The organism is Paenibacillus cellulosilyticus, assembly GCF_003182255.1.
In the GTDB taxonomy this organism is placed as follows: domain Bacteria; phylum Bacillota; class Bacilli; order Paenibacillales; family Paenibacillaceae; genus Paenibacillus_T; species Paenibacillus_T cellulosilyticus.
This window is the reverse complement of sequence record NZ_QGTQ01000003.1, coordinates 389,357-409,259: the sequence shown is the minus strand read 5'-3', so window position 1 is coordinate 409,259 and position 19,903 is coordinate 389,357. Positions and strand designations below refer to the sequence as shown.

Below are 19,903 nucleotides of genomic sequence, written 5' to 3'. Positions count from 1 at the left end.
TGTTAAATTCTAATGTTGATTTGTGAACAAAAGAAAAACGCCTTTGTGAAAAGGCGGATAATTGAGCTATCGTTCCCCGATAGCTTAAAAACCAGTAATCTGTAAATCGGGATAGTTAGCAACATTAATAACATTCCCCGTAGGGTCTGTGACATTGAATTCTGGAAAGCGGTCAATATTCCAAGTATAGGTTATTTCGGTTACTTCTTCACCGGCCTCGATGAATCTTCGGTAACATTCAAAGACATTAGAAGTTTTTATACAAAGAACTGCATAGGGTCTTCCTTGTGACACAATATGAATCGGTGTCGGTTGTTCTACTCGTTTTAAAAACAAGTAGGGTCCTGGTTCAAGCTTCAAATCTGATTCTTCTTCAGTTTTCCAGCAATGTGCAAACCCGAAATATTTCTCATACCATGCTACGGATTCATCAATATCTCTAGCAGGCAGTCTCACCTGAACTACTGTATGAACAAGTGTTTTTGTTTCTGTTGTGTCATTCATTTTCATGTCCTCTTTCAGAAAAAGTTATTAAACACCTATTCTCTACAATTATGACTAATCCTCTAGATGTAACAATAATTACCTAAATATTCATCTCGTCACCGCTATTTCAATAAAGCTGAGCTGTTCTGCCCGCTTAACAAGAATAAACAGATAGCCGAAGCTTTGTGTTCGTGTCAAGCCAAATAATGTTGTAGATATTTGGTTGCTACACCATTGAAGCGGTCCATCCATTTCTTCAAGCGGCTGTGATAGCTGTTTACGTTTTGGATATGATAAACGCCTTTGACACGTTGTTTTCCGTCGGACTTGAATCGGTAATGAGCCAAGCCCTTTGCATTCGCATAGGAGCTGAATGCCCGCCAAGAATCAGTGCAAAGCACGTTTGAGTCCGATAGATGACCGCCAATCGCCTCATCCAATTTCGTTGTCCGAATTCGACCACGCCCAAGAGCGCCAGAGTAAGTCATTTTCTGACGGTCACGGGCATCGAGGACACACACTTGGTCCTTGCTTATGCCACGATATTTGGCTTTTCCGCCTCGTTTACGTGGCTTGCGTTCGGTGATGTTCCGCTTGCCCTTTTCGGAGTACAGAAAGTGGGTCTCGTCCATTTCAACGATACCTTGAAATGATTCGGTTGGAATCTGTTTTAGGGCAGCAAGAATCTTATGTCGCCAGTAAAACAAGGTGACATGTGTGACTTCGTCGTTTAATTGCTCGGCACATTTTCTCAGCGAATAGCCCTCAATCAGGCATTCAATAAAACGAACCCACACATGAGGTCTTCTCGTTCGTTGAAGAGGGGTGTTTGTAAGGTCATTAAAGGTTTGGCGACAGGATTTACAGCGGTAACGCTGACGTTTAACCTCTCCAGCACGTGTTTTTACGACGTACTTCCCAAAACGAACGACAGAATGAGTTTTGCAATGCGGACAAACAAGCCCATCTTTATTCTTCTGCTCTTGGATTTCGTCAATTGCTCGAACGGGAGCTGACACACCTTTAGTTCTGGATTGCAAAAAGAAGATAAGTTCCTGCTTTACCACTATCGTCTAATGTATCAGCAAGCTTTTTTAGCTCCTTTAAATCCATAGACAAATCATCTCCGAACCAAATTGTCACCTTTATTACAGAACATTTGTTTGTAACTATCCAATATCAACATTAAGGTTTAACAAAGCCTTTATCAAAAAAAGCCCGCATCCTTCCTTTCATATCGAAAGGAGAATACGAGCTTCATTGTGTTCATGCTCTACTTCAAACTATTCACCAGTAACTACTTTACCGTTCCAGTTCAGCATACCGCCTGCAACATTAACGACCTCATAACCGAGTGCAGCCAAATAGTCGCACGCTCTGCTGCTGCGATTGCCGCTTCTGCACATGAGTATAAATGGCTCTTCGCCATTGGAAGCCAGTTCACCGACTCTTGCTTGCAGTTGGGAGAGCGGGATACTAATCGCTTCTGCCACGTGGCCGTCTGCCCATTCATCCGGCTCACGAACATCGATTAAATACAGCTTTTCGCCTTGCTCCAGTCTGCTTAGCAGTTCGTCTGTGCTTATTTCTGTATACATAATTCCAATCTCCTTCAGCTGGCGAAATGGTTGTCCATTCCATTGTACCTATATTGAGATACGCATGTCCACTCTAGCGGAATTTCACTGCCGTACCACTAACTGCAACCATCAACATGCCGTCACGAACGACCTCATAGTCAATATCGACGCCAACGATACCGTTGGCTCCGAAACGCTGCGCTTGTTCACGCATTTCTCCAAATGCGACATCTCTTGCTTCCTTCAGCTTGTTCTCGTACGCACCAGATCGGCCTCCGATCACATCGGTTATGGATGCCAAGAAGTCCCGCACAATGTTCGCACCCATAATGGCTTCTCCCGTTACAATACCGATATAATCCTCGATTGCACGACCTTCAATAGCGTTCGTTGTCGTCATCAACATGACCGATCTTCCCTTCTGCTCATCCTTAATATTGGTTCACTGCAGTTCTGTCAGCTTCAGTCCCATCCGTTCACCAGACGATGGATTCACTTGTACAGCAATACGGATCGCATATTCCTTGGCGTTCTTCCGAACCCAAAGACGGAAGCGATATTCCACATGGTTGTTCGAAGCTGGATACCGTCCCTCGTATGCATAATCGATGACTTCTGCCTTGTACTCCTTGATTGCGTAATCGACAGCAAGACGTCCCCATTCAGCGTACGTTGGCTGAAGGCGAGCGCTCATTGCAGCAGCGCTGCTGATCGCGGGATGGGGCAGTGTAAACAGCATGACAGCTGCAAGGAACCATGTTTTCCATTTCGTCATTGGCATGGAAATTTCCTCCTTATTTCTACCCACCTAAATCCTCCCTGCTAGGGAGGACCCCATGGGACTCCCGTCCCCTGGACCCCGGAAGGGGGCGGTGGCAGGACAGAGGCGGGAGTGAGATGCTGCGTGCTGGGAGTCGCGTGCCCCTGTGGGGCAAAGCTTTTGTTCGAGCTACATGCAAGAGCAAATTGTGTTTGAACTATAACAACAGCAGAGTGAGACGGTTTTGTCGTCCATTAGAGCGGTGTAAGATTATTTATGCCGATCACATTTAAGCTCACCTTTCCGTAAAAGACTTATACGAGCTAATAATTGCAGCAAAAAGAGGTTGTCCTCGGCCAGTTAGACTGGCTGGGACAACCTCTTCTTTAGTTATGGCTCTTAGCTGCTTTCGACGGTAGACGAAGCTTACTCAGCCGCTCTTCCTTTGAACTTGCGTTTGCGGTTCAGCAGCTCGTATACCATCGGCACGAAGATCAGGGTCAGCAGCGTCGAGCTTGTCAGACCGCCGATTACCGTGATGCCGAGACCTTTGGAGATCAGACCGCCGGACTCGAAGCCGAGTGCAAGCGGGAGCAATGCGCCGATCGTCGCGATTGCCGTCATCAGAATTGGACGCAGACGCGTGCCTGCTGCTTCGAGCAATGCCTCACGCACGGACAAGCCTTCTGCTTCCTTGTGGATTACGCGGTCGACCAATACGATTGCGTTCGTTACCACGATACCGATCAGCATGAGCATACCGATCAACGCTGTAACGCTAATCGTCTCACCTGCGATAAGAAGACCGACCAATGCACCGATAACGGTGAACGGCAGCGAGAACAAAATCGCGAACGGCGTGCGTGCGCCGCCGAACGTAATGACGAGCACGAGGTATACGATAGCGATTGCGGCAACCATTGCAAGGATCAGCTGCGAAAACGCCTCATTCATGTCCTGCGTAGCGCCGCCCATTTCGGTCGTAACGCCTGCTGGAAGATCCATGGCGTCGATTTCTTTTTGTACATCGGACGAAACTTTGGAGATGTCGGCTGTTTTCGCATCTGCGGTTACTTCCGCATATACTTTGTCGTCTTTGCGCGTGATCGTATTCGGCGACTGGCCTTCCTCTACCTTCACGACATCTTTAAGTGCAACTGTAAATCCGAGCGGAGACATCAGCTGTTCGTTCTCGAGATCCGAGATGCTGTTGTACGTTTTCTCATCAACATGTACCGTAACATTCAGCTTCTCGTCATCCTTCGTGATGGTCGTCAGCTGTTCTTGCGTACGAGCCGGAGACAGTGCCATCGCCACTTGACCAGCCGTCAAGCCGTATTGGCTTAGCTTCGCTTGGTCAGCAACGAGCTTGTACTGCTTGTAAGTCTTCGCAAGACTGGTGTCAACATTCGTCAGCTTGTCGTTCTTCTTCCAGTTGTCTGCGATTTGTCCGACGACGTTTTGCAGCGTCTCCATATCAGGGCCATATACGGTGAGCGACATGCCGCTGCCGCCGATACCGCCGCCAGTGAAGTCCTGCTGCTTCCATTCGCCTTTACCGCCGAGAGCGGTCAGCATGTCGATGACAGCTGTTTTCTCATCATCGAATTTCGGTGTGTCTTCATTGTAATTCAAGTAAATTAGCCCTTGCTTCGATGCACCTGGGCTGAGCGGATTACCGCTGCCAATCGTGTACTGCATCATCTCAACATTCTCACGGTTCAGCAGCTCTTTCTCTGCCTTCGAACCCAAATCTGTCACTTGCTCCAGCGTTTCACCTGGTGCTGGGTTGTACGTAATCATCATCGTCTTTTCGCCTTCGGATGGCAGGAAGCTGAAGCCGATGAGCGGCGTCAGGCACAAGCTGCCGACGAGGAGCACGATCGCAAGAAGCGACGTCACAAGCTTATGGTCGAGCGTCCAACGAAGCGAACGACGATAGGCACCGGCCAGACGGCCTGGCTTATCTTCATGATGCTTCACATTGTTCAGTCCGTTACGGAACATGAGATGCGCGAGCATAGGAACAACTGTAATCGCAACAAGCAGCGAAGCGAGCAGCGAGAATACGATCGTCAGTGCGAATGGCATGAAGATCTGGCCGACAGCACCCGATACGAAGCCCATAGGCAAGAATACGGCGATCGTTACGATCGTCGATGCGAGAATCGGGATGAACATTTCACGCGTCGACTCGAGCATCAGCTCTTTACCCGTCAGCTTCTCCGTAGCAAGCGACATACGGCGGTACATGTTCTCGATAACGACAATCGAGTCGTCTATTACCCGTCCTATCGCGACGGTCATAGCGCCGAGGGTCATAATGTTTAGCGTAATATCAAGCTGGTTCAAGATGAGCAATGCGATGAAGATCGACAGTGGTATCGATACAACCGCAATGATCGTCGAACGAATATCACGCAGGAAGACGAGAATGATCACAATCGCGAACGCAGCACCAATGAATGCTTTGCTCAGCATCGTATTGACCGATTTCTCGATTGGTTCACCTTGGTCATACACGGTTAGAATTTCCAAGCCTTTATTGTCTTCCGACAGGCTCTTCACTTCGTCCTTCACACCGTTGACGACATCAACCGTATTAGCGTCCGCCGCTTTCACAACCGAGATGCCGATGGCATCTTGACCGTTCGTACGGGAGATCGATGAAGCCTTACCGATAATCGTCAGGTCCGCCACTTCAGACAGCTTCACCGTAGGCAATTGAATGGCTGCGCCTGTTTGTGGGGCGCTCTGACCTGCTGCACCAGCACCTGCTGTTCCTTGTGCTGTACCGCCTGCACCCGTTGGTGTTACAGGAATTTGCAGATTGTTCAGATCGTCCTCTGTCCATACATTGCCGTCGACAACAACCGTGTTCTCTTCGCTGCCGAACGTGAACAGACCAAGTGGAACGGACAGCGACGAGCCTTTAATGATACCCTTAACTGTATCTTCCGTTAGCCCGTATTGACTAAGCTTGTCCGCCTTGAACGTCAGCTCTGCCGACTTCACATGCTGACCCGAGATTTGGACCGAAGCTACGCCTTCAGTACCTTGAATTGCAGGAACAACTTCTGTCTCGACGATCTTCGTCAGCTGCTCCAAGGACAGATCCTTGTTCGCTACACTGAGCGACATGACAGGGAACGCATTCAACGAGATACGCGAAATATCCGGAGCGTTCACACCTTCCGGCAGAGTCAGTCCGCTGAGTGCTTCAGCCACTTCGCTCTTTGCCTTATCCATGTTTTTGTCAAAACCGTATTGAATAACGATGGAAGATGCGTTCTCCATCGAAGTCGATGTTACGTTCTCGACCCCTTCTAGGTTACGAACCTGCTGCTCAATCGGCTTCGTCACATCGTTCATGACCGATTCCGGAGCGGCACCAGGATATACCGTTGTTACGCTGACAATCGGAATTGTAATATCAGGCAGCGTCTCCATCTTCATCTGCATGCTCGAGTACATACCGGCAAACAGTACGATGATGGTCATAATCCACAGTGCAAATTTGTTGTTCAATGAAAATCGAATAATGCTTTTCAATACTGTCACTCCATTCCCTGTATAAAATAAATACCATCTATCATGCAAATCCAGACTGACTGCTTATACTTTCAGCCTGTATCCGACTCCCCATACGGTATCGATATATTGCGGATTCGATGGATCAAGCTCGATCTTCTCGCGAAGCCGCCGAATATGGACGGTTACGGTGCCGATATCGCCAATCGATTCCAACCCCCATACCCGTTCGAACAACTCTTCCTTGGTGAAAACTCGGTTCGGATGTTGGACTAGCACTAACAACAGATCGAACTCTTTTCCCGTCAGCAAGATGTTCTGATCTCGAATCGTAACTTGATGGGTTAGCTTGTCTATCGTTAGTCCGCGAATCGTCAATGAGTCGCTGCTGTGCTGCTTATCACCGGTAAGCCGTTCATAACGGGTAAGATGCGCTTTGACCCTAGCTACCAGCTCACTGGGGCTGAAAGGCTTGGTTATGTAGTCGTCTGCACCAAGTCCCAAACCACGTATTTTATCGATATCTTCTTTTTTTGCAGATACCATTAAAATCGGTACGTTCAGCGTCTGTCTAATGCGTCTGCAAATTTCGAAGCCGTCCATATTGGGCAGCATGACATCGAGAATAATGAGATCAAACTCTTCTTCCAGCACCCGCTTCAGCCCTACGTCGCCTTTCACCTCAATATCGGCACGGTAGCCATTGCTCTCAAGGTAATCACGTTGAAGCTCGGCGATGGAACGCTCGTCTTCAATAATTAGAATAGACTTCATTGTAATGATTTCACCTGCCTTCTGCGTCATGCTCGTGACCGTTTCTCCATTGGCGCAGGGTTACCGTTATGGCTAATCCACCATCGGCTGGCAAACTGGCTTCTACATAGCCCCCATGCCCTTGCACGATCTGCTTCACAATCGCAAGCCCTAACCCGCTGCCGCCTGTCTCTGTACTGCGCGATTGCTCTGTCCGATAGAACTGATCGAACAGCATCGGCAGAGCATCAGGCTCTACACCTGGTCCGTTGTCGCGGATTTGAAATTGAACATAACCCCCAGGCAATCCTCTCAGCGAGATTTCAATACGACGATCGGCATCGCCGGTTTCATTCATCATATACTTAACACTGTTCCCAATAATGTTATGAAACACCCGACTTAGCTTTTCCGTATCTGCTGCAACCAGCAGTGGTTCGCCTGCAACTCCATGAAGCTCTAACACGATTCCCGCTTTCTCCAGATCAAACTGCTGATCTTCTGCATAGTGCTTCATAAATCGGCGAATATCGATTGGCTTGAAATCGTACACGACATGCTGCATGTCCAGCTTCGAGAACAGGAACAGCTCATCGATCAGCCGATCCATATCCGCAGCCTTACGATAGGCGGTTTGCAAATATTTCTCCTGTTTCTCTCGCGTGTTTGCTACCCCATCCAATATGCCTTCTATGTAGCCCTTGATTGCCGTGATCGGTGTCTTCAAATCATGGGAAATGTGCGAAAGCAGCCGTTTGCGGTTCTCTTCTTCCTGCAGCCGCTCTGCGATCGAGCTTTTCAGACGCTGCCGCATCGCTTCGAATGCCGTGCTGAGCTCACCGATCTCGTCTTTGTTCACCGGCCTCACTTCGCCATCCAACATCCCTTCACTAATCTGCTCGGCAGAACGTTTTAACGAATACAATGGCTTAAGGATGCTTCGTGACACGGTATAGGTCAGGAATATACTTGTACCAACTAAGACAAACAACCCGACGGTGACAACTATAATTTTCCAAGAAATTGGAATCTGTTCCTGCTGTCTTAGCAGCAGCACTTTACCTTCTCCACCATCGGCAAAGACGATATCTTGTCTAACGATCTGGTACAAATAACCGTCTATCGCAATTTGATCACGATCCTCTTCGACCAGCTTGCTCCAATCCTCATGCGGTGCAGCCTGTCGCAGCATAGGTGTCACGATTGGTGCATTCCCATTCCGCTCCAGTACCACGCCAGCTTGTAACTCAGTCAATCGGTTCTGAAAATCGTTCAAATAGTGGTCATTTTCCATCCGTTCCGGCTCGTACCGCATGACATAGGACAGCTCACCGAGCGCAATCGCTTGCCGATCCTTGTAGTACTTCTCATCGTACATTAGCTCATGAAGCGTCTGATCACTAAGAAAATAAAGCAGCGATATGATCAAGCTGATCATGATAATGTTCGGAACGATTACCATCGCCCACAGGGCGACCTGCAGCCTCGTGCGAATCGACACATCGCTCATCCTTTGCTGTTATCTACATACGAACATTAGACATATGTAAACTTATATTTTTAGCATAGCGCTAATATCTTAACGGTTTTTAACTCATTTCTTACAAAATAATTAAATCTCCCTCATTCTTGCATTGAGCCATCGTAAAATCCGCTGTATTGTAGAAGCTGTATGCAACTTGTGATGGAGGTAATGACCTAATGTCTGCTGCGCTTCGCATTCCTCGCCGACAGCAACGTGTCTGGTTTGGCATCATGACGGTCCTCTATTGGACCTCCATGTATATGTATGTTCCGATTCTATCCCCTTACTTAACCTCGCGTGGCCTATCACTTGGCATGATTGGCCTCGTCCTCGGCAGCTATGGCTTCGTCCAACTGCTCGTACGTTTTCCGATCGGGCTCTGGTCCGATACGATGGGCCGCCGCAAGCCGTTCATCATGCTTGGTCTTGCCGCCGGGTCGCTCAGCTGCTTATTGTTCATCATCCCCGGCGGATTAGGCTGGGCACTATCGGGGCGGATAACCGCCGGGATATGCGCATCCACATGGGTTGCGTTTACGATCATGTATGCTTCCCTGTTTCGACCGGATGAAGCATCGAAGGCAATGGGTCAGGTTAGTGCGATGACCGTGGCGGGTCAACTGCTTGGGATGGCGTTCAGCGCGCCGCTTGCAGACACATTCAGCTGGCATGTCCCGTTCTACATCGGAATCGGGGCAGGCATGATTGGACTCATTGTTGCTTTGTTTATTCGTGAAGAGCCCGCGGCTGAGGGCCGGCCGCCGATGTCCGTTCGCTTACTTCGCGGCGTCGTCCGGCAGCGGACACTCGTTCATGCAGCAATTCTATCTGTACTCGTACATGCGATGCTCTTTATCTCGATGTTCGGATTCACACCACTCAAGGCTAAAGAGCTTGGTGCAGACGGCTGGCTGCTAACTGCGATCGTATTCGCCTTCATGGTGCCGCACGCAATAGCTTCTCTATTAGCAGGCGGAGTGTTATCGGCGAAGCTTGGGGAGTGGCGGCTGCTGCAGATTGGTTTCGGTGTTGGCGCAGTCGCAACCGCACTTATTGCATTCAGTCCGAACCTGATCGTGCTCGCCTTAACACAAGCGGTTAACGGCTTCATGCAGGGGCTGCTGCTGCCGATGCTGCTCAGCCTAGCCATTCGCGAGGCGCAATTGAACGAGCGTGCAACGGCGATGGGCTTCTATCAAGCCGTCTATTCCGTCGGCATGTTCGCTGGACCATTCGTTGCGGGTTGGATGAATGACCGCTGGAGCATCGACAGCGGCTTCTGGTTAGGCGGCGCAGCGGGCGTCATCGCGACGGTGCTGGCATTGAAATGGGGTCGCGAGGCTGCGAGCGAGAAGCACCAGATTGCAAGGTAATGAGGGGATAAAAAATCCGCATGCTGCAAATGAGCATGCGGATTTTATTTTACAACAAATAAAAAAGAACAAATAAAATGCCGAACACCGCCACGAGCTTGCTGTCCGTCATTGACCATCGCAATACGATGCCTCGCGTCGGCTTGCTTCCGCCTTCTCTTCCATAACCTCGCGCCTCCAGCGCGTCCGTCATCTCATCGGCCCCACGCAGCATAGACAGCATGAACGGTGCCAGAATGGCATAAAGCATCCGAGCAGGCAGCTTGCCTGGTCTTGTTGTCGATTTGCCCCTCGCGTGCGCGATGCGGACGAAGCGATCCCACTCCTGCTTGATCATCGGTAAGAAACGAAAGATAAGTGCCACGGTCAATGCGAGAGCTTCGATCGGCAGTTTCACCTGACGCAGCCAGCCTAACGTTTGTTCAATTGCACGCTGAAGCCGAATAGGTGTCATGAGTGCAGCAATCGGCAAGCCAGTCACCATGACGACGAACAGCTTACAAAGACGATAACCCGTCTCCATCGCTGGATGCCAATCGTACCCGATAGGGCTTATCTTGATACCCGCGAATAGTACAAATAGAAGAACCATCTTCGCATACAGCATAACGGCATTCCGCCATGGCGTGATTGTGTAACGAAGCGGCCACCAGACGAATGCCAACGCCGTTGCAGTTGCAATAAGCAAGCCGATCCAGCTCTGCTGCATGAGTATACCCGTTGCAAACAGCAGGTAGCTGAGGATTACAGCTCGGGGATCAAATCGGTCTGATGAAATGATTCCTGTCTTGCTGATCGCTTGCTGTACGGGTTGTTCTGACGTCGGAGCTCTAGTTTCCGATGCTGCCTGTGGAGCTGCTGGATATGATGACACCGTCACACTACTAGCGCGATCCTCGTTATGATCTTGTCCTTGCAGTTCACTTACCAGTACCGCAGCCAATGCTTGTGGCTCCAGCCACGCTTCGTTCGTCACTGGCAGTGCAAATCCCGCTTGCTGCAGCAGTACCGCCGTCTCCAGTGGTTGTGGCAGCGGTCCCTTATCGGATGAAGCGGCTAATAAGGCAGCGTATGCTGCAGCTGACCGCATATCCGATGACACTGCGATTCCTCCGTCTAGTACGAGCACCGCATCCGCAACTGGCAGCAGTACATCCAGGTCATGCGCGACGATGATTGCACTCCCGCCTGCATCACGATGTGCTTGAAGGAACATACCTAGCTGGCGAGTGCCTTCAGCATCCAGCCCCGCCGTGGGCTCATCCAACAGCAGCCATTTCGATTGACATGCCGCTAGCATAGCAATGGATAAGCGACGCTGCTGTCCGCCGCTCAGCGTCTTCGGATCTCGATGAAGGAACTGTTCCTCCTCTAGACCAACTGCTGACAGGGCAATCTTCATACGCGCATCGCTCTCAGCGCTGCTTAACCGATAAGGGCGGAGCGAGTATCGGAATTCATCTGCGACCGTTGGCAGAAACCATTGCGCTGCAGACTGCTGCAAGGAAACGCCAATCTGCATCAAATAATTATGATTGAGCTTCCGCTTCAGCCATAACGGCTGATCTTCTAGTACAATTACACCGGACGCCGGCTCCCGAAGCCCTGCCAATGTTTCCAGCAGCGTAGACTTGCCTGCGCCATTATGCCCGACGATTAACGTAATATGCCCACTCTTGAACGCAGCGGTTAAGGAACGAACAATGGTCTTCCCATCAACTACAACTCTCAGATCACGAGCATGCAGGCTGTTTGGCATAGCTGTTCACCGCCTTTGCTAGTGAGGATGCCGTAAGCGGCATAGGCGGATCCAGCATAATACCGGATCGCTGCAACTCCCAAACGGTATGTACCACATACGGCGCATCGAGTCCCGCTTCTTCGCAAGGACTTCCCACATTAGCGTTATCTCTCGAATAGAATTGTTCCGCACGACCATCGAATTTGATCCGTCCGTCCTTCATGGACACGACCCGGTCACCTTCCTGCAATTCCTCCAGACGCTGTGTAACCCATATAACTGTCGTTCCGGTACGATGTAGTTCACGCAGTGCAGCCATGACAGCAGCTGATGCTTGGGGGTCGAGCATTGCGGTCGGTTCATCGACTATAAGGGCATCTGCACCGCTTGCGATGCATCCTGCAATAGCAGCAAGCTGCTTCTGCCCGCCTGATAGCTGCGCAATCGGCTGCTTCATCTGATCGGTCAGCCCGACGATACGCATAGCTGCATCAATTCGTTTAGGCATCTCCCCTGCTTCAACTGCGAGCTGTTCCAGCAGCAGTATAGCATCTTCTTCGGGTGTCATCCCGACAAGCGCAGCTTCCGGATTTTGTGCGACGAGCGGAGCGAACGAAGCGTCTTCCATTCTAGCGATATCCCCTGTGACTCGCGCATGCCCAAGTCCTGCAAGAAGCCGTGCCAATGTGCTCTTGCCACTGCCATTCGATCCAACAAGAAACACCCATTCTCCGTGCTTAATGGTTAGATCAATTTGATGAAGCAGATGATGCTCCATTGTATGTACGAGCGGATTGTTCCCGCCGTTATTCCCGGGTCTATGAGATACCGCTGACTGTACGAACAAATCAACCGATCTCAACCTCCAACGTTCTCGCTGCAAAATAATTCACCCAACCTCTTCCTATATCGGAAAACGTGTGCTATGATTCTTTTCGTTAACCAAGTTTATATGATTATAGGTTAACATATATCAAACGACATAGGAAGGTGCAATTATGAAAGCATCATCACTTCGCAGCATCGTCTTCACCGCACTGTTCGGCGCTCTCTTCATCGCGCTAAGTGCCGTTAAATTCGAACTAGGCTTCTCTGCAGTACCAATCACCCTACAAAATCTCGCCGTCATGCTCGCAGGCGCCTTCCTCGGAGCAAGGCTCGGCTTCTCCAGCATTATGATTGTGCTGCTGCTCACGGCGACCGGACTGCCGCTCCTGCACGGTCAAGGCGGACTATCGTACATGACTGGCCCAACAGGCGGCTTCATTGCTGCATTCCCATTCAACGCCTTCTTCGTTGGGTTGTTCGTCGTAAAGCTGATGAACAGCCGCCTGGCGTCGAATCGGACCGCAATGATCGTTGGACTATTCCTCGTCTTCGAAGTATTCGGTTCGCTGCTCAGCTACGTGTCCGGCGTGCCATGGCTCATGCATTCGGTTAATTACTCATTCCATCAAGCGATGATTAAAGGCTGCTACCCATACCTGGCAGGCGATGCGCTGAAAGCCGTCGTTGCAACCGGACTTACGATGTCACTCTATCCGTTCATTGCAGCACGTCATGCTAAGCAATCAACAGCCTACACCTCCGCAACACACAAAACAGGGATGAGCCACTAGGCTCTCCCTGTTTTTCTTTTGCGGCATATCAATGCCTATTAAGCTGTGCGCCGTGCTTGCAAAGCTGGCCTTATCGCGATTTTACAGCGACAGACGGTAGATGTTAACTACGTCTTCCTTCGTCAGCTTGCGGAAGTGACCGCGCGTGCTACCGCCAACTGTTTTATCCGCCATCTCTTCGAGTCGGCTTGCGTCAATGTTGTAATCAGACAGACGCGAAGGAGCGCCGATCGAGTTCCAGAAATCACGCAGTGCTTGAATGCCCGCTTCGGCAATTTCACGATCCGAACGTCCGTCTTCGCGGATGCCGAATACGTTAACCGCGAACTGGCGGAAACGTGCGACATTGTCGTCAAGTACATAGGTCATCCAGTTCGGGAACAAAATCGCAAGGCCGCCGCCGTGCGGAATATCGTACACAGCCGATACCGCGTGCTCCATATCATGGTTCGCCCAGTCGCCTAGAATACCCATCGACAGCGTACCATTCAGCGCCATCGTACCGCAGTACAAAATCGTTTCGCGATATTGTACATTCGTTAGGTCATTGACCAGATGCGGTGCTGTTTCTACAACTGCACGCAAAATCGATTCGCTGAAGCCGTCTTGCACAGGCGTACGAGCGTCGTGGTGGAAATATTGTTCGAACACATGCGCCATCATATCGACGATGCCGTATACCGTATGATCCTTAGGTGCGGAAGCTGTCCACTTGGCATCTAGAATCGAGAAAGCTGGGTACACATGCGGACTAGCCCAGCCGTGCTTCTCCTCTGTCTCTTCGTTCGTAATAACCGAGTTCGAGTTCATCTCCGAACCCGTCGCAGCCAGCGTCAGTACCGTACCAAGTGGCAGTGCGGATTGAACCGTTGCTTTTTTCGTTACAATGTCCCAGAAGTTGCCGTCGTACTTCGCCGCAGCTGCGATCGCTTTGGCACAATCCAGCGTACTGCCGCCGCCTACAGCAAGCACCCAATCGATGCCCTCCTGACGAATAATGTCAGCACCACGGTGAACCGTCGACAAACGTGGGTTCGGCTCTACGCCAGCCAATTCGAATACGCTGCAGCCAGCTTGTCCCAACAGCTCGAGCACTTCATTGTACAAGCCGTTACGCTTAATGCTGCCTCCGCCGTATACGAGCAGCACTTTCTTCCCATATTTCTCAGCCTCAGCTGTGATGTGATGAAGCGATTGATCGCCAAAAATCAGTTTTGTTGGATTCCGATAGACAAAAGGACGCATGCTGCTTAATCTCCCCTTCCGGTTATGTACAACTACACTTCTCTATTATGATAAAAACGAATTGCCAGGTCAATCCCGCGTTTCGAGATAGGTTTTATCAACAATATGAAGTTTGGGCATCTTTTCTTGTTCTATCGATCTTAATTTATCCTATTGCACAAACGAAAAAACAGGAAAAGCGCATATCGCTTTCCCTGTTTCGTTCATTTAAGGCTTAATTGCTGCAATCTGCAGGCTCATCCTGCTCCGTAGCGCCTTCAACCTCAAGCTTCTGAGCAACCGTATCGCGTACAACACCGATCACGAGCTGAAGCATATAATTGATGTCCGATTGGCTTTGCTGGAACTGGGAAACGATCGGCATGCCGTCCAGTTCATCCTGCAGCTCGGCCATTTCCTGTTCAATCTTCTTCGCCATCGTCTCGTTCTTGAATGTCTTCTCGAAAGCAACGACTTCCTTCTGCTTCTTCTTCAGCAGCGCCATGAGCGATTGAACGCGCTCATGTCCTTGGATCTGCTTCTCTGCTTGACGGTAACGCTCTACCTCTTCCGAAGTATAGATCAAGTCTGCCAATTCTTTTGCCTTCTCCATCACGTCCTTACGAACGATCAAATCGCGCGTATGGAAGCTAGGAACACACCGTCCGTTCTCGTGGTCATGGTCGTGATCGTGGTCATGCCCGCAAGTATGTGCGTGCTGCTCAGCCATTGTTATCTCTCCTATCGCTACGTTAGCGTATCGTTTATCTTCTTCTGAAATTCTTAATTAAGATACTGCTTCTTCATGCAGGACAGGCTCTCCCTTAATATGCCAGGTAAGCGGCTCCGTCACTCGCACTTGAATGAATTGACCGATCCATTCCTTCGGTCCTTCGAAGTGAACGAGCTTGTTCGTCCGCGTACGACCGGACAGCACGTTCGCCTTGTTCTTGCTTTCACCTTCCACCAGCACTTCGACGATTTGACCGTGCAGCTGTTCGTTGCCTTTGCGGCCGAGCTCTGCCATCAAGTCGTTCAATCGTGCCAGCCGTGCCTTCTTCTCTTCAAACGGCACATTGTCTTCCATATCCGCGGCAGGCGTACCTTCACGCGGCGAATAAATAAATGTGTATGCCATCTCGAAGCCGACTTCACGGACGAGTGACAGCGTTTCTTCGAACTGCTCTTCGGTTTCGCCCGGGAAGCCGACGATGATATCCGTCGACAGCACGACACCGGGAATCGCTTTCTTAATTTTACCTACCAATTCAAGGAAGCGCTCCCGCGAATACTTACGGCTCATCCGCTTCAATACTTCCGAGCTGCCGGACTGCACAGGAAGGTGAATATGTTCCACGAGATTTCCCTTGCCCGCCAACACCTCAATCAGATGATCGTCGAAGTCACGCGGATGACTCGTAGTGAAGCGAATTCTTGGAATATTGATTGTCGAAATATCTGCCATCAAATCGCCGAACCGGTACTCGCTGTCTTCGAAGTCTTTGCCGTAAGCATTGACGTTCTGACCAAGCAGCGTAACCTCTTTGTAGCCTTGACGTGCAAGCTCACGAACTTCTGCAATGACGTCTTCTGGACGACGACTCCGCTCCTTGCCACGCGTATAAGGCACGATGCAGTACGTGCAGAACTTATCGCAGCCGTACATGATGTTCACCCATGCTCGCATGCCTTCACGTTTCTTCGGCAGATTCTCGATAATGTCGCCTTCCTTGGACCAGACCTCGACAACCATCTCTTTATTGTAGTAGGCGTTCTGCAGCAAATAAGGAAGCCGGTGGATGTTATGCGTACCGAACACGAGATCGACATGCTGCTGCTTCTCCATTATGCGGTTGACGACGGATTCTTCCTGTGACATACAACCGCAAACGCCCAGCAGCAGGTTAGGTCGCTCGCGCTTTAATGCCTTATAGTGACCCAGCTCGCCGAACACTTTGTCCTCGGCATTTTCTCGAATCGCGCATGTATTAAGCAAAATGACATCCGCTTCCAAACGATCCGTTGTCTCGGTATAACCCATCTGTTCGAACATGCCTTTCATAACTTCCGTGTCATGTTCGTTCATCTGACAACCGTATGTGTAGATGAGATAGCGCTTGCCCTGTCCAAGCGTCAGAAGCTCATCAGGGATCGCATTCTCGTAATGCACTTGAATTTGTTGTTTGCCACGCTGCTTCTCATCGCGATGACTGGGCTCAGCATGAATTGCAATGTTACGGCCATTCAAACGCATTTTGCGGACGCCACTGTCGTCCACGCTTGTCTGTATATTAGAAAAGTCGAAATATTTGGCGTAATCCTTTGTCTCTTGATTATCTTTCGCCATTGCCCTTTCACTTCGCTTTCTTCATATATTCAAGCTCAATTATGTAGGAATGATTCAAGTCTATAGTATACCATTCTGTTCCGAGAATGGCTATGATGTCGAAACTCGTTCAACCTCATTTCGAAGATTGACCGCCTGGAAAAACCGTACCGAGATATCGTATCCATTCTTTCGCTGCATAGGACAAGTAACGATCCTTCCGCCAGACGAAAGCCAACTGCCAGGGAATGATCGGCGATTCCAATGCAATGGCCGCCACCCCGCTTCCAGCTTCCTTACATATCGTCTCCGGCAGCAGCGCTACGCCTAGATTGGCTGCAACGAGCCGTACGATCAAATCCCACTGCGAGCTTTCACATACGACATTGGGCTGGAAGCCTTCTGCTAGACAAGCCGCTGGAATTCGATCATGTAAGGCAAAGCCTTCGCTAAAGGAGATGAATGACTCTGCTGCAAGCTCATTCAGACGGACATCGGTTCTCGCTGCATAACGATGCTCGGGATGAACGAGAAGCATGAGCCGCTCATCCGCGATCAGAATCGATTCAAACAGCTCTGATTTGGTTGGAAGCAGCACTACGCCGAAATCAAGTGCGCCGCTCTCAATATCCGATTCAATCCGCTTCGCGCCATCCTCTGCCAATTCAATGGCAATGCCCGGGTACTTCGCATGAAAGCGTCCGATCGGTTCTGCGAAATATCCAGCGCCTGCCATCGGAGGCAGTCCAATACGAAGCTTGCCTCTGCGCAGTGTTGCGAGATCGTCCAGCCCAGCCGTTAGATTGCCGAAGGCGTGCGTAATCACGTTCGCTTGATCGACGATCAACTGTCCGACGTCTGTCGGTACGATACGTGGACCTGAACGATCGAACAGCTCAACGCCCAGCTCCTCCTCGACTGATTTAATCATCTTGCTGATCGTTGGCTGACTAACGAACATCGTCTGAGCCGCCTTCGTGAAGCTGCCTGTTCGAGCAACCTCGATCACATACTGCAAATGTTTGATATCGATAATGCATCCCTTCCCATAGATAAAAGTCATGAAAGCCATTCTTATTATTCATTTTACCTATACCACGTGCGCTCGTATACTTCAATATGAAAGGGGAATGCATCGACATGCTTACACTTAAAAACTTGTCGCTCACGATTGTACAGATTGCCCTGCTATCGGCACTTGCGATCGGTTCGGATCGAGCTGCACAATGGCTGCATTTGCCCGTTCCTGGAAGCATCATTGGTGCAATTATCTTGTTCGCATTGCTTAAGAGCGGTATTGTCCGCCTCCAGTGGATCGAGCGAGGGGCCAATTGGCTGCTCGCGCAAATGCTGCTATTTTTTATTCCGCCGTGCGTCGGCATCATACAATATGAGGACATCGTTCGTACGAACGGCTTAACGCTGCTGATCGCTGTCGTTATCGGCACAGTCGTGGTCATGGCTGCAATCGCACTGCCATCCGGGCTTATTAAAGCCAGCAAAGCTAGACGTCTCGGACGCCGCAACGAGGTGAGTCATTCATGATTCCGATCCTTTGCCTGCTCGTTACGATCGGCATCTATGTCGCTTCACGCTTGCTATACACCCGATTCCCGATATTCATACTGTCGCCGATGCTTATCACGCCAGTGCTTCTAGTCGGCATACTGCTTGTGACTGGCATTCCGTATGGCGACTTTAACAGCGGCGCGCATTGGTTGTCGGATCTGCTTAAGCCAGCTACGGTTGCTTTAGCAGTCCCGCTGTATCGGAATTATCCGATTCTGAAAAAGCACGCGCTCGAAATTGTGTGCGGCGTCAGCGCAGGATCGGCAGCTTCTGTCATTTGTGCCGCGGCAGCAGGCGGCTTCTTCCATCTGAACGCGACGCTAACGGAAAGCTTAATCCCGCGATCCGTTACGACGCCAATCGCGATGAACTTATCCGCAACACTCGGCGGCAACCCTGCATTCACCGCTGCGCTCGTCATGATTACCGGCCTGACAGGCAGCTTGTTCGGCCCGGCTATTATTCGAATGCTGCGTGTCGAGAGCGACGTCACAAGAGGCGTCATGCTTGGAACATCCGCTCACGGGGCCGGCACATCCAAAGCATTCGAGCTTGGCTCGCTCGCAGGTGCGATCGCCAGCGTGTCGATGATCATCGCGGCTTTGCTTGCTATTGTTGCGATGCCCGCCTTCGCTCGGTTGATCTACTGAAGATGTCTGATTAGCTTGAAATATCTATATGTACGAAGAAGCGGTCACTCACTGGATACTCTCCAGCGGTGACCGCTTCTTATGTTCCGCAGCCGTATATTAATCGATGATTTCGGCTTGCTGTCCGTTCTCGACTCCCGCTGCATTCGCTTCATCGGTATCGATATGCATGTCCAACGCGAAATTCGGGGATACACGCGCAACGACATTTTCAAAAATAACGCCGCGCTCACCGCCTACGCGTACACGCAGCTTCTGCTTGTCCACGATACCCCAGTTCTCAGCATCGCTCGTATGGAAATGAATGTGACGGGCTGCAACAATAACGCCCTCTTCAATCGTTACTTCCCCTGCTGGTCCTTGAATCGTAACACCAGCCGAACCTTTAATATCACCAGACTCTCGCACTGGCGGCTTCACGCCAATCGAGAATGCATCCGTACGCGAAATTTCCAGCTGAGTTGCTGGACGCACCGGCCCAAGAATACGAACCTTCTGGAACGTGCCTTTGGGACCGATTACAGCCACTGTTTCATTCGCAGCATACTGACCTGGCTGCGACAATGGTTTCATCTCTGTCAGCTCATAGCCTGCGCCGAACAGGATCGCGACATGCTCCGCTGTCAAATGTATGTGTCTTGCAGATACGCCTACTGGTACTGTCTTCGCCATTGGTTCATCGCCGTCCTTTAACGCTTTCGCTATAGTAATAACAAGAAAAGGCATACGACTAAAGAGCTAGCCGTATGCCTTATTATACCTTTTA

Annotated in this window: 18 protein-coding genes and 1 pseudogene; 4 read left to right on the top strand and 15 right to left on the bottom strand. The window is 50.3% G+C overall.

Annotated elements, in window-relative coordinates:
• Positions 1 to 84: 84 nt before the first annotated feature.
• The 8 genes and pseudogenes from DFQ01_RS07045 to DFQ01_RS07010 all read right to left on the bottom strand — a co-directional run bounded on the left by DFQ01_RS07045 (position 85) and on the right by DFQ01_RS07010 (position 8,611).
• Complete coding sequence (locus DFQ01_RS07045; RefSeq protein ID WP_174812717.1) at positions 85 to 504, bottom strand: VOC family protein; 420 nt, start codon at positions 502 to 504, stop codon at positions 85 to 87.
• 179 nt (positions 505 to 683) lie between these two features.
• A pseudogene (locus DFQ01_RS07040) lies at positions 684 to 1,599 on the bottom strand (IS1595 family transposase); the annotation flags it as partial.
• A gap of 170 nt (positions 1,600 to 1,769) precedes the next feature.
• Complete coding sequence (locus DFQ01_RS07035; RefSeq protein ID WP_110043164.1) at positions 1,770 to 2,084, bottom strand: rhodanese-like domain-containing protein; 315 nt, start codon at positions 2,082 to 2,084, stop codon at positions 1,770 to 1,772.
• Positions 2,085 to 2,157: 73 nt separating this feature from the next.
• Positions 2,158 to 2,472, bottom strand: a complete 315-nt coding sequence (locus DFQ01_RS07030) for a YbjQ family protein (RefSeq protein WP_110043163.1) — start codon at positions 2,470 to 2,472, stop codon at positions 2,158 to 2,160.
• Positions 2,473 to 2,508: 36 nt separating this feature from the next.
• A complete protein-coding gene (locus tag DFQ01_RS07025) occupies positions 2,509 to 2,847 on the bottom strand; it encodes a DUF3889 domain-containing protein (protein WP_110043162.1) in 339 nt (112 codons plus the stop codon).
• 405 nt (positions 2,848 to 3,252) lie between these two features.
• Positions 3,253 to 6,378, bottom strand: a complete 3,126-nt coding sequence (locus DFQ01_RS07020; protein WP_110043161.1) for an efflux RND transporter permease subunit — start codon at positions 6,376 to 6,378, stop codon at positions 3,253 to 3,255.
• A gap of 63 nt (positions 6,379 to 6,441) precedes the next feature.
• A complete protein-coding gene (locus tag DFQ01_RS07015) occupies positions 6,442 to 7,131 on the bottom strand; it encodes a response regulator transcription factor (RefSeq protein ID WP_110043285.1) in 690 nt (229 codons plus the stop codon).
• A gap of 10 nt (positions 7,132 to 7,141) precedes the next feature.
• Complete coding sequence (locus DFQ01_RS07010; protein WP_174812718.1) at positions 7,142 to 8,611, bottom strand: sensor histidine kinase; 1,470 nt, start codon at positions 8,609 to 8,611, stop codon at positions 7,142 to 7,144.
• Positions 8,612 to 8,811: 200 nt separating this feature from the next.
• Here DFQ01_RS07010 and DFQ01_RS07005 point away from each other — a divergent pair, with 200 nt between their 5' ends.
• Complete coding sequence (locus DFQ01_RS07005) at positions 8,812 to 10,008, top strand: MFS transporter (RefSeq protein ID WP_110043159.1); 1,197 nt, start codon at positions 8,812 to 8,814, stop codon at positions 10,006 to 10,008.
• Between the two features lie 49 nt (positions 10,009 to 10,057).
• Here DFQ01_RS07005 and DFQ01_RS07000 read toward each other — a convergent pair whose 3' ends face one another.
• The gene (locus tag DFQ01_RS07000; protein ID WP_110043158.1) at positions 10,058 to 11,767 is read right to left on the bottom strand and encodes an ATP-binding cassette domain-containing protein; all 1,710 of its coding nucleotides are present in this window, start codon (positions 11,765 to 11,767) and stop codon (positions 10,058 to 10,060) included.
• On the bottom strand, positions 11,742 to 12,611 hold the full coding sequence (locus DFQ01_RS06995; protein WP_146216838.1) for an ATP-binding cassette domain-containing protein: 870 nt from the start codon (positions 12,609 to 12,611) through the stop codon (positions 11,742 to 11,744). Before DFQ01_RS06995 ends, DFQ01_RS07000 begins: the two co-directional genes overlap by 26 nt.
• A 136-nt stretch (positions 12,612 to 12,747) precedes the next feature.
• Between DFQ01_RS06995 and DFQ01_RS06990 the strand changes: the two genes are divergently transcribed.
• Positions 12,748 to 13,368, top strand: coding sequence for a biotin transporter BioY (locus tag DFQ01_RS06990; protein WP_110043156.1), 621 nt, complete (start codon positions 12,748 to 12,750; stop codon positions 13,366 to 13,368).
• Between the two features lie 81 nt (positions 13,369 to 13,449).
• On the opposite strand, the gene DFQ01_RS06985 is transcribed toward DFQ01_RS06990, so the two are convergent.
• The 4 genes from DFQ01_RS06985 to DFQ01_RS06970 form a co-directional block, all read right to left on the bottom strand.
• Entirely contained in the window at positions 13,450 to 14,613 is a 1,164-nt protein-coding gene (locus DFQ01_RS06985; RefSeq protein WP_110043155.1) for an iron-containing alcohol dehydrogenase, read from the bottom strand.
• 214 nt (positions 14,614 to 14,827) lie between these two features.
• Positions 14,828 to 15,322: a YlbF/YmcA family competence regulator gene (locus tag DFQ01_RS06980; protein WP_110043154.1), complete on the bottom strand. Its 495-nt coding sequence runs from the start codon at positions 15,320 to 15,322 to the stop codon at positions 14,828 to 14,830.
• Between the two features lie 57 nt (positions 15,323 to 15,379).
• Positions 15,380 to 16,939, bottom strand: coding sequence for a tRNA (N6-isopentenyl adenosine(37)-C2)-methylthiotransferase MiaB (gene miaB, locus DFQ01_RS06975; protein ID WP_110043153.1), 1,560 nt, complete (start codon positions 16,937 to 16,939; stop codon positions 15,380 to 15,382).
• A gap of 115 nt (positions 16,940 to 17,054) precedes the next feature.
• Positions 17,055 to 17,951 carry a LysR family transcriptional regulator gene (locus DFQ01_RS06970; protein ID WP_174812757.1) on the bottom strand — a complete coding sequence of 299 codons (897 nt, stop codon included), beginning with the start codon at positions 17,949 to 17,951 and terminating at the stop codon, positions 17,055 to 17,057.
• Positions 17,952 to 18,058: 107 nt separating this feature from the next.
• Here DFQ01_RS06970 and DFQ01_RS06965 point away from each other — a divergent pair, with 107 nt between their 5' ends.
• Together DFQ01_RS06965 and DFQ01_RS06960 are read left to right on the top strand one after the other, a co-directional pair.
• Positions 18,059 to 18,463 carry a CidA/LrgA family protein gene (locus tag DFQ01_RS06965; RefSeq protein ID WP_110043152.1) on the top strand — a complete coding sequence of 135 codons (405 nt, stop codon included), beginning with the start codon at positions 18,059 to 18,061 and terminating at the stop codon, positions 18,461 to 18,463.
• Complete coding sequence (locus DFQ01_RS06960; protein WP_110043151.1) at positions 18,460 to 19,137, top strand: LrgB family protein; 678 nt, start codon at positions 18,460 to 18,462, stop codon at positions 19,135 to 19,137. Before DFQ01_RS06965 ends, DFQ01_RS06960 begins: the two co-directional genes overlap by 4 nt.
• 99 nt (positions 19,138 to 19,236) lie before the next feature.
• Here DFQ01_RS06960 and pduL read toward each other — a convergent pair whose 3' ends face one another.
• Positions 19,237 to 19,809 (bottom strand): phosphate propanoyltransferase, encoded by a 573-nt coding sequence (gene pduL / locus DFQ01_RS06955; RefSeq protein WP_110043283.1) that lies wholly within the window; start codon positions 19,807 to 19,809, stop codon positions 19,237 to 19,239.
• Between the last annotated feature and the right edge of the window lie 94 nt (positions 19,810 to 19,903).

Coding starts and splice junctions, on each gene's coding strand:
- DFQ01_RS07045 (WP_174812717.1), bottom strand. CDS start 504: ATGAATGACACAACAGAAACAAAAACACTTGTTCATACAGTAGTTCAG.
- DFQ01_RS07035 (WP_110043164.1), bottom strand. CDS start 2,084: ATGTATACAGAAATAAGCACAGACGAACTGCTAAGCAGACTGGAGCAA.
- DFQ01_RS07030 (WP_110043163.1), bottom strand. CDS start 2,472: ATGTTGATGACGACAACGAACGCTATTGAAGGTCGTGCAATCGAGGAT.
- DFQ01_RS07025 (WP_110043162.1), bottom strand. CDS start 2,847: ATGCCAATGACGAAATGGAAAACATGGTTCCTTGCAGCTGTCATGCTG.
- DFQ01_RS07015 (WP_110043285.1), bottom strand. CDS start 7,131: ATGAAGTCTATTCTAATTATTGAAGACGAGCGTTCCATCGCCGAGCTT.
- DFQ01_RS07005 (WP_110043159.1), top strand. CDS start 8,812: ATGTCTGCTGCGCTTCGCATTCCTCGCCGACAGCAACGTGTCTGGTTT.
- DFQ01_RS07000 (WP_110043158.1), bottom strand. CDS start 11,767: ATGCCAAACAGCCTGCATGCTCGTGATCTGAGAGTTGTAGTTGATGGG.
- DFQ01_RS06990 (WP_110043156.1), top strand. CDS start 12,748: ATGAAAGCATCATCACTTCGCAGCATCGTCTTCACCGCACTGTTCGGC.
- DFQ01_RS06985 (WP_110043155.1), bottom strand. CDS start 14,613: ATGCGTCCTTTTGTCTATCGGAATCCAACAAAACTGATTTTTGGCGAT.
- DFQ01_RS06980 (WP_110043154.1), bottom strand. CDS start 15,322: ATGGCTGAGCAGCACGCACATACTTGCGGGCATGACCACGATCACGAC.
- miaB (WP_110043153.1), bottom strand. CDS start 16,939: ATGGCGAAAGATAATCAAGAGACAAAGGATTACGCCAAATATTTCGAC.
- DFQ01_RS06965 (WP_110043152.1), top strand. CDS start 18,059: ATGCTTACACTTAAAAACTTGTCGCTCACGATTGTACAGATTGCCCTG.
- DFQ01_RS06960 (WP_110043151.1), top strand. CDS start 18,460: ATGATTCCGATCCTTTGCCTGCTCGTTACGATCGGCATCTATGTCGCT.
- pduL (WP_110043283.1), bottom strand. CDS start 19,809: ATGGCGAAGACAGTACCAGTAGGCGTATCTGCAAGACACATACATTTG.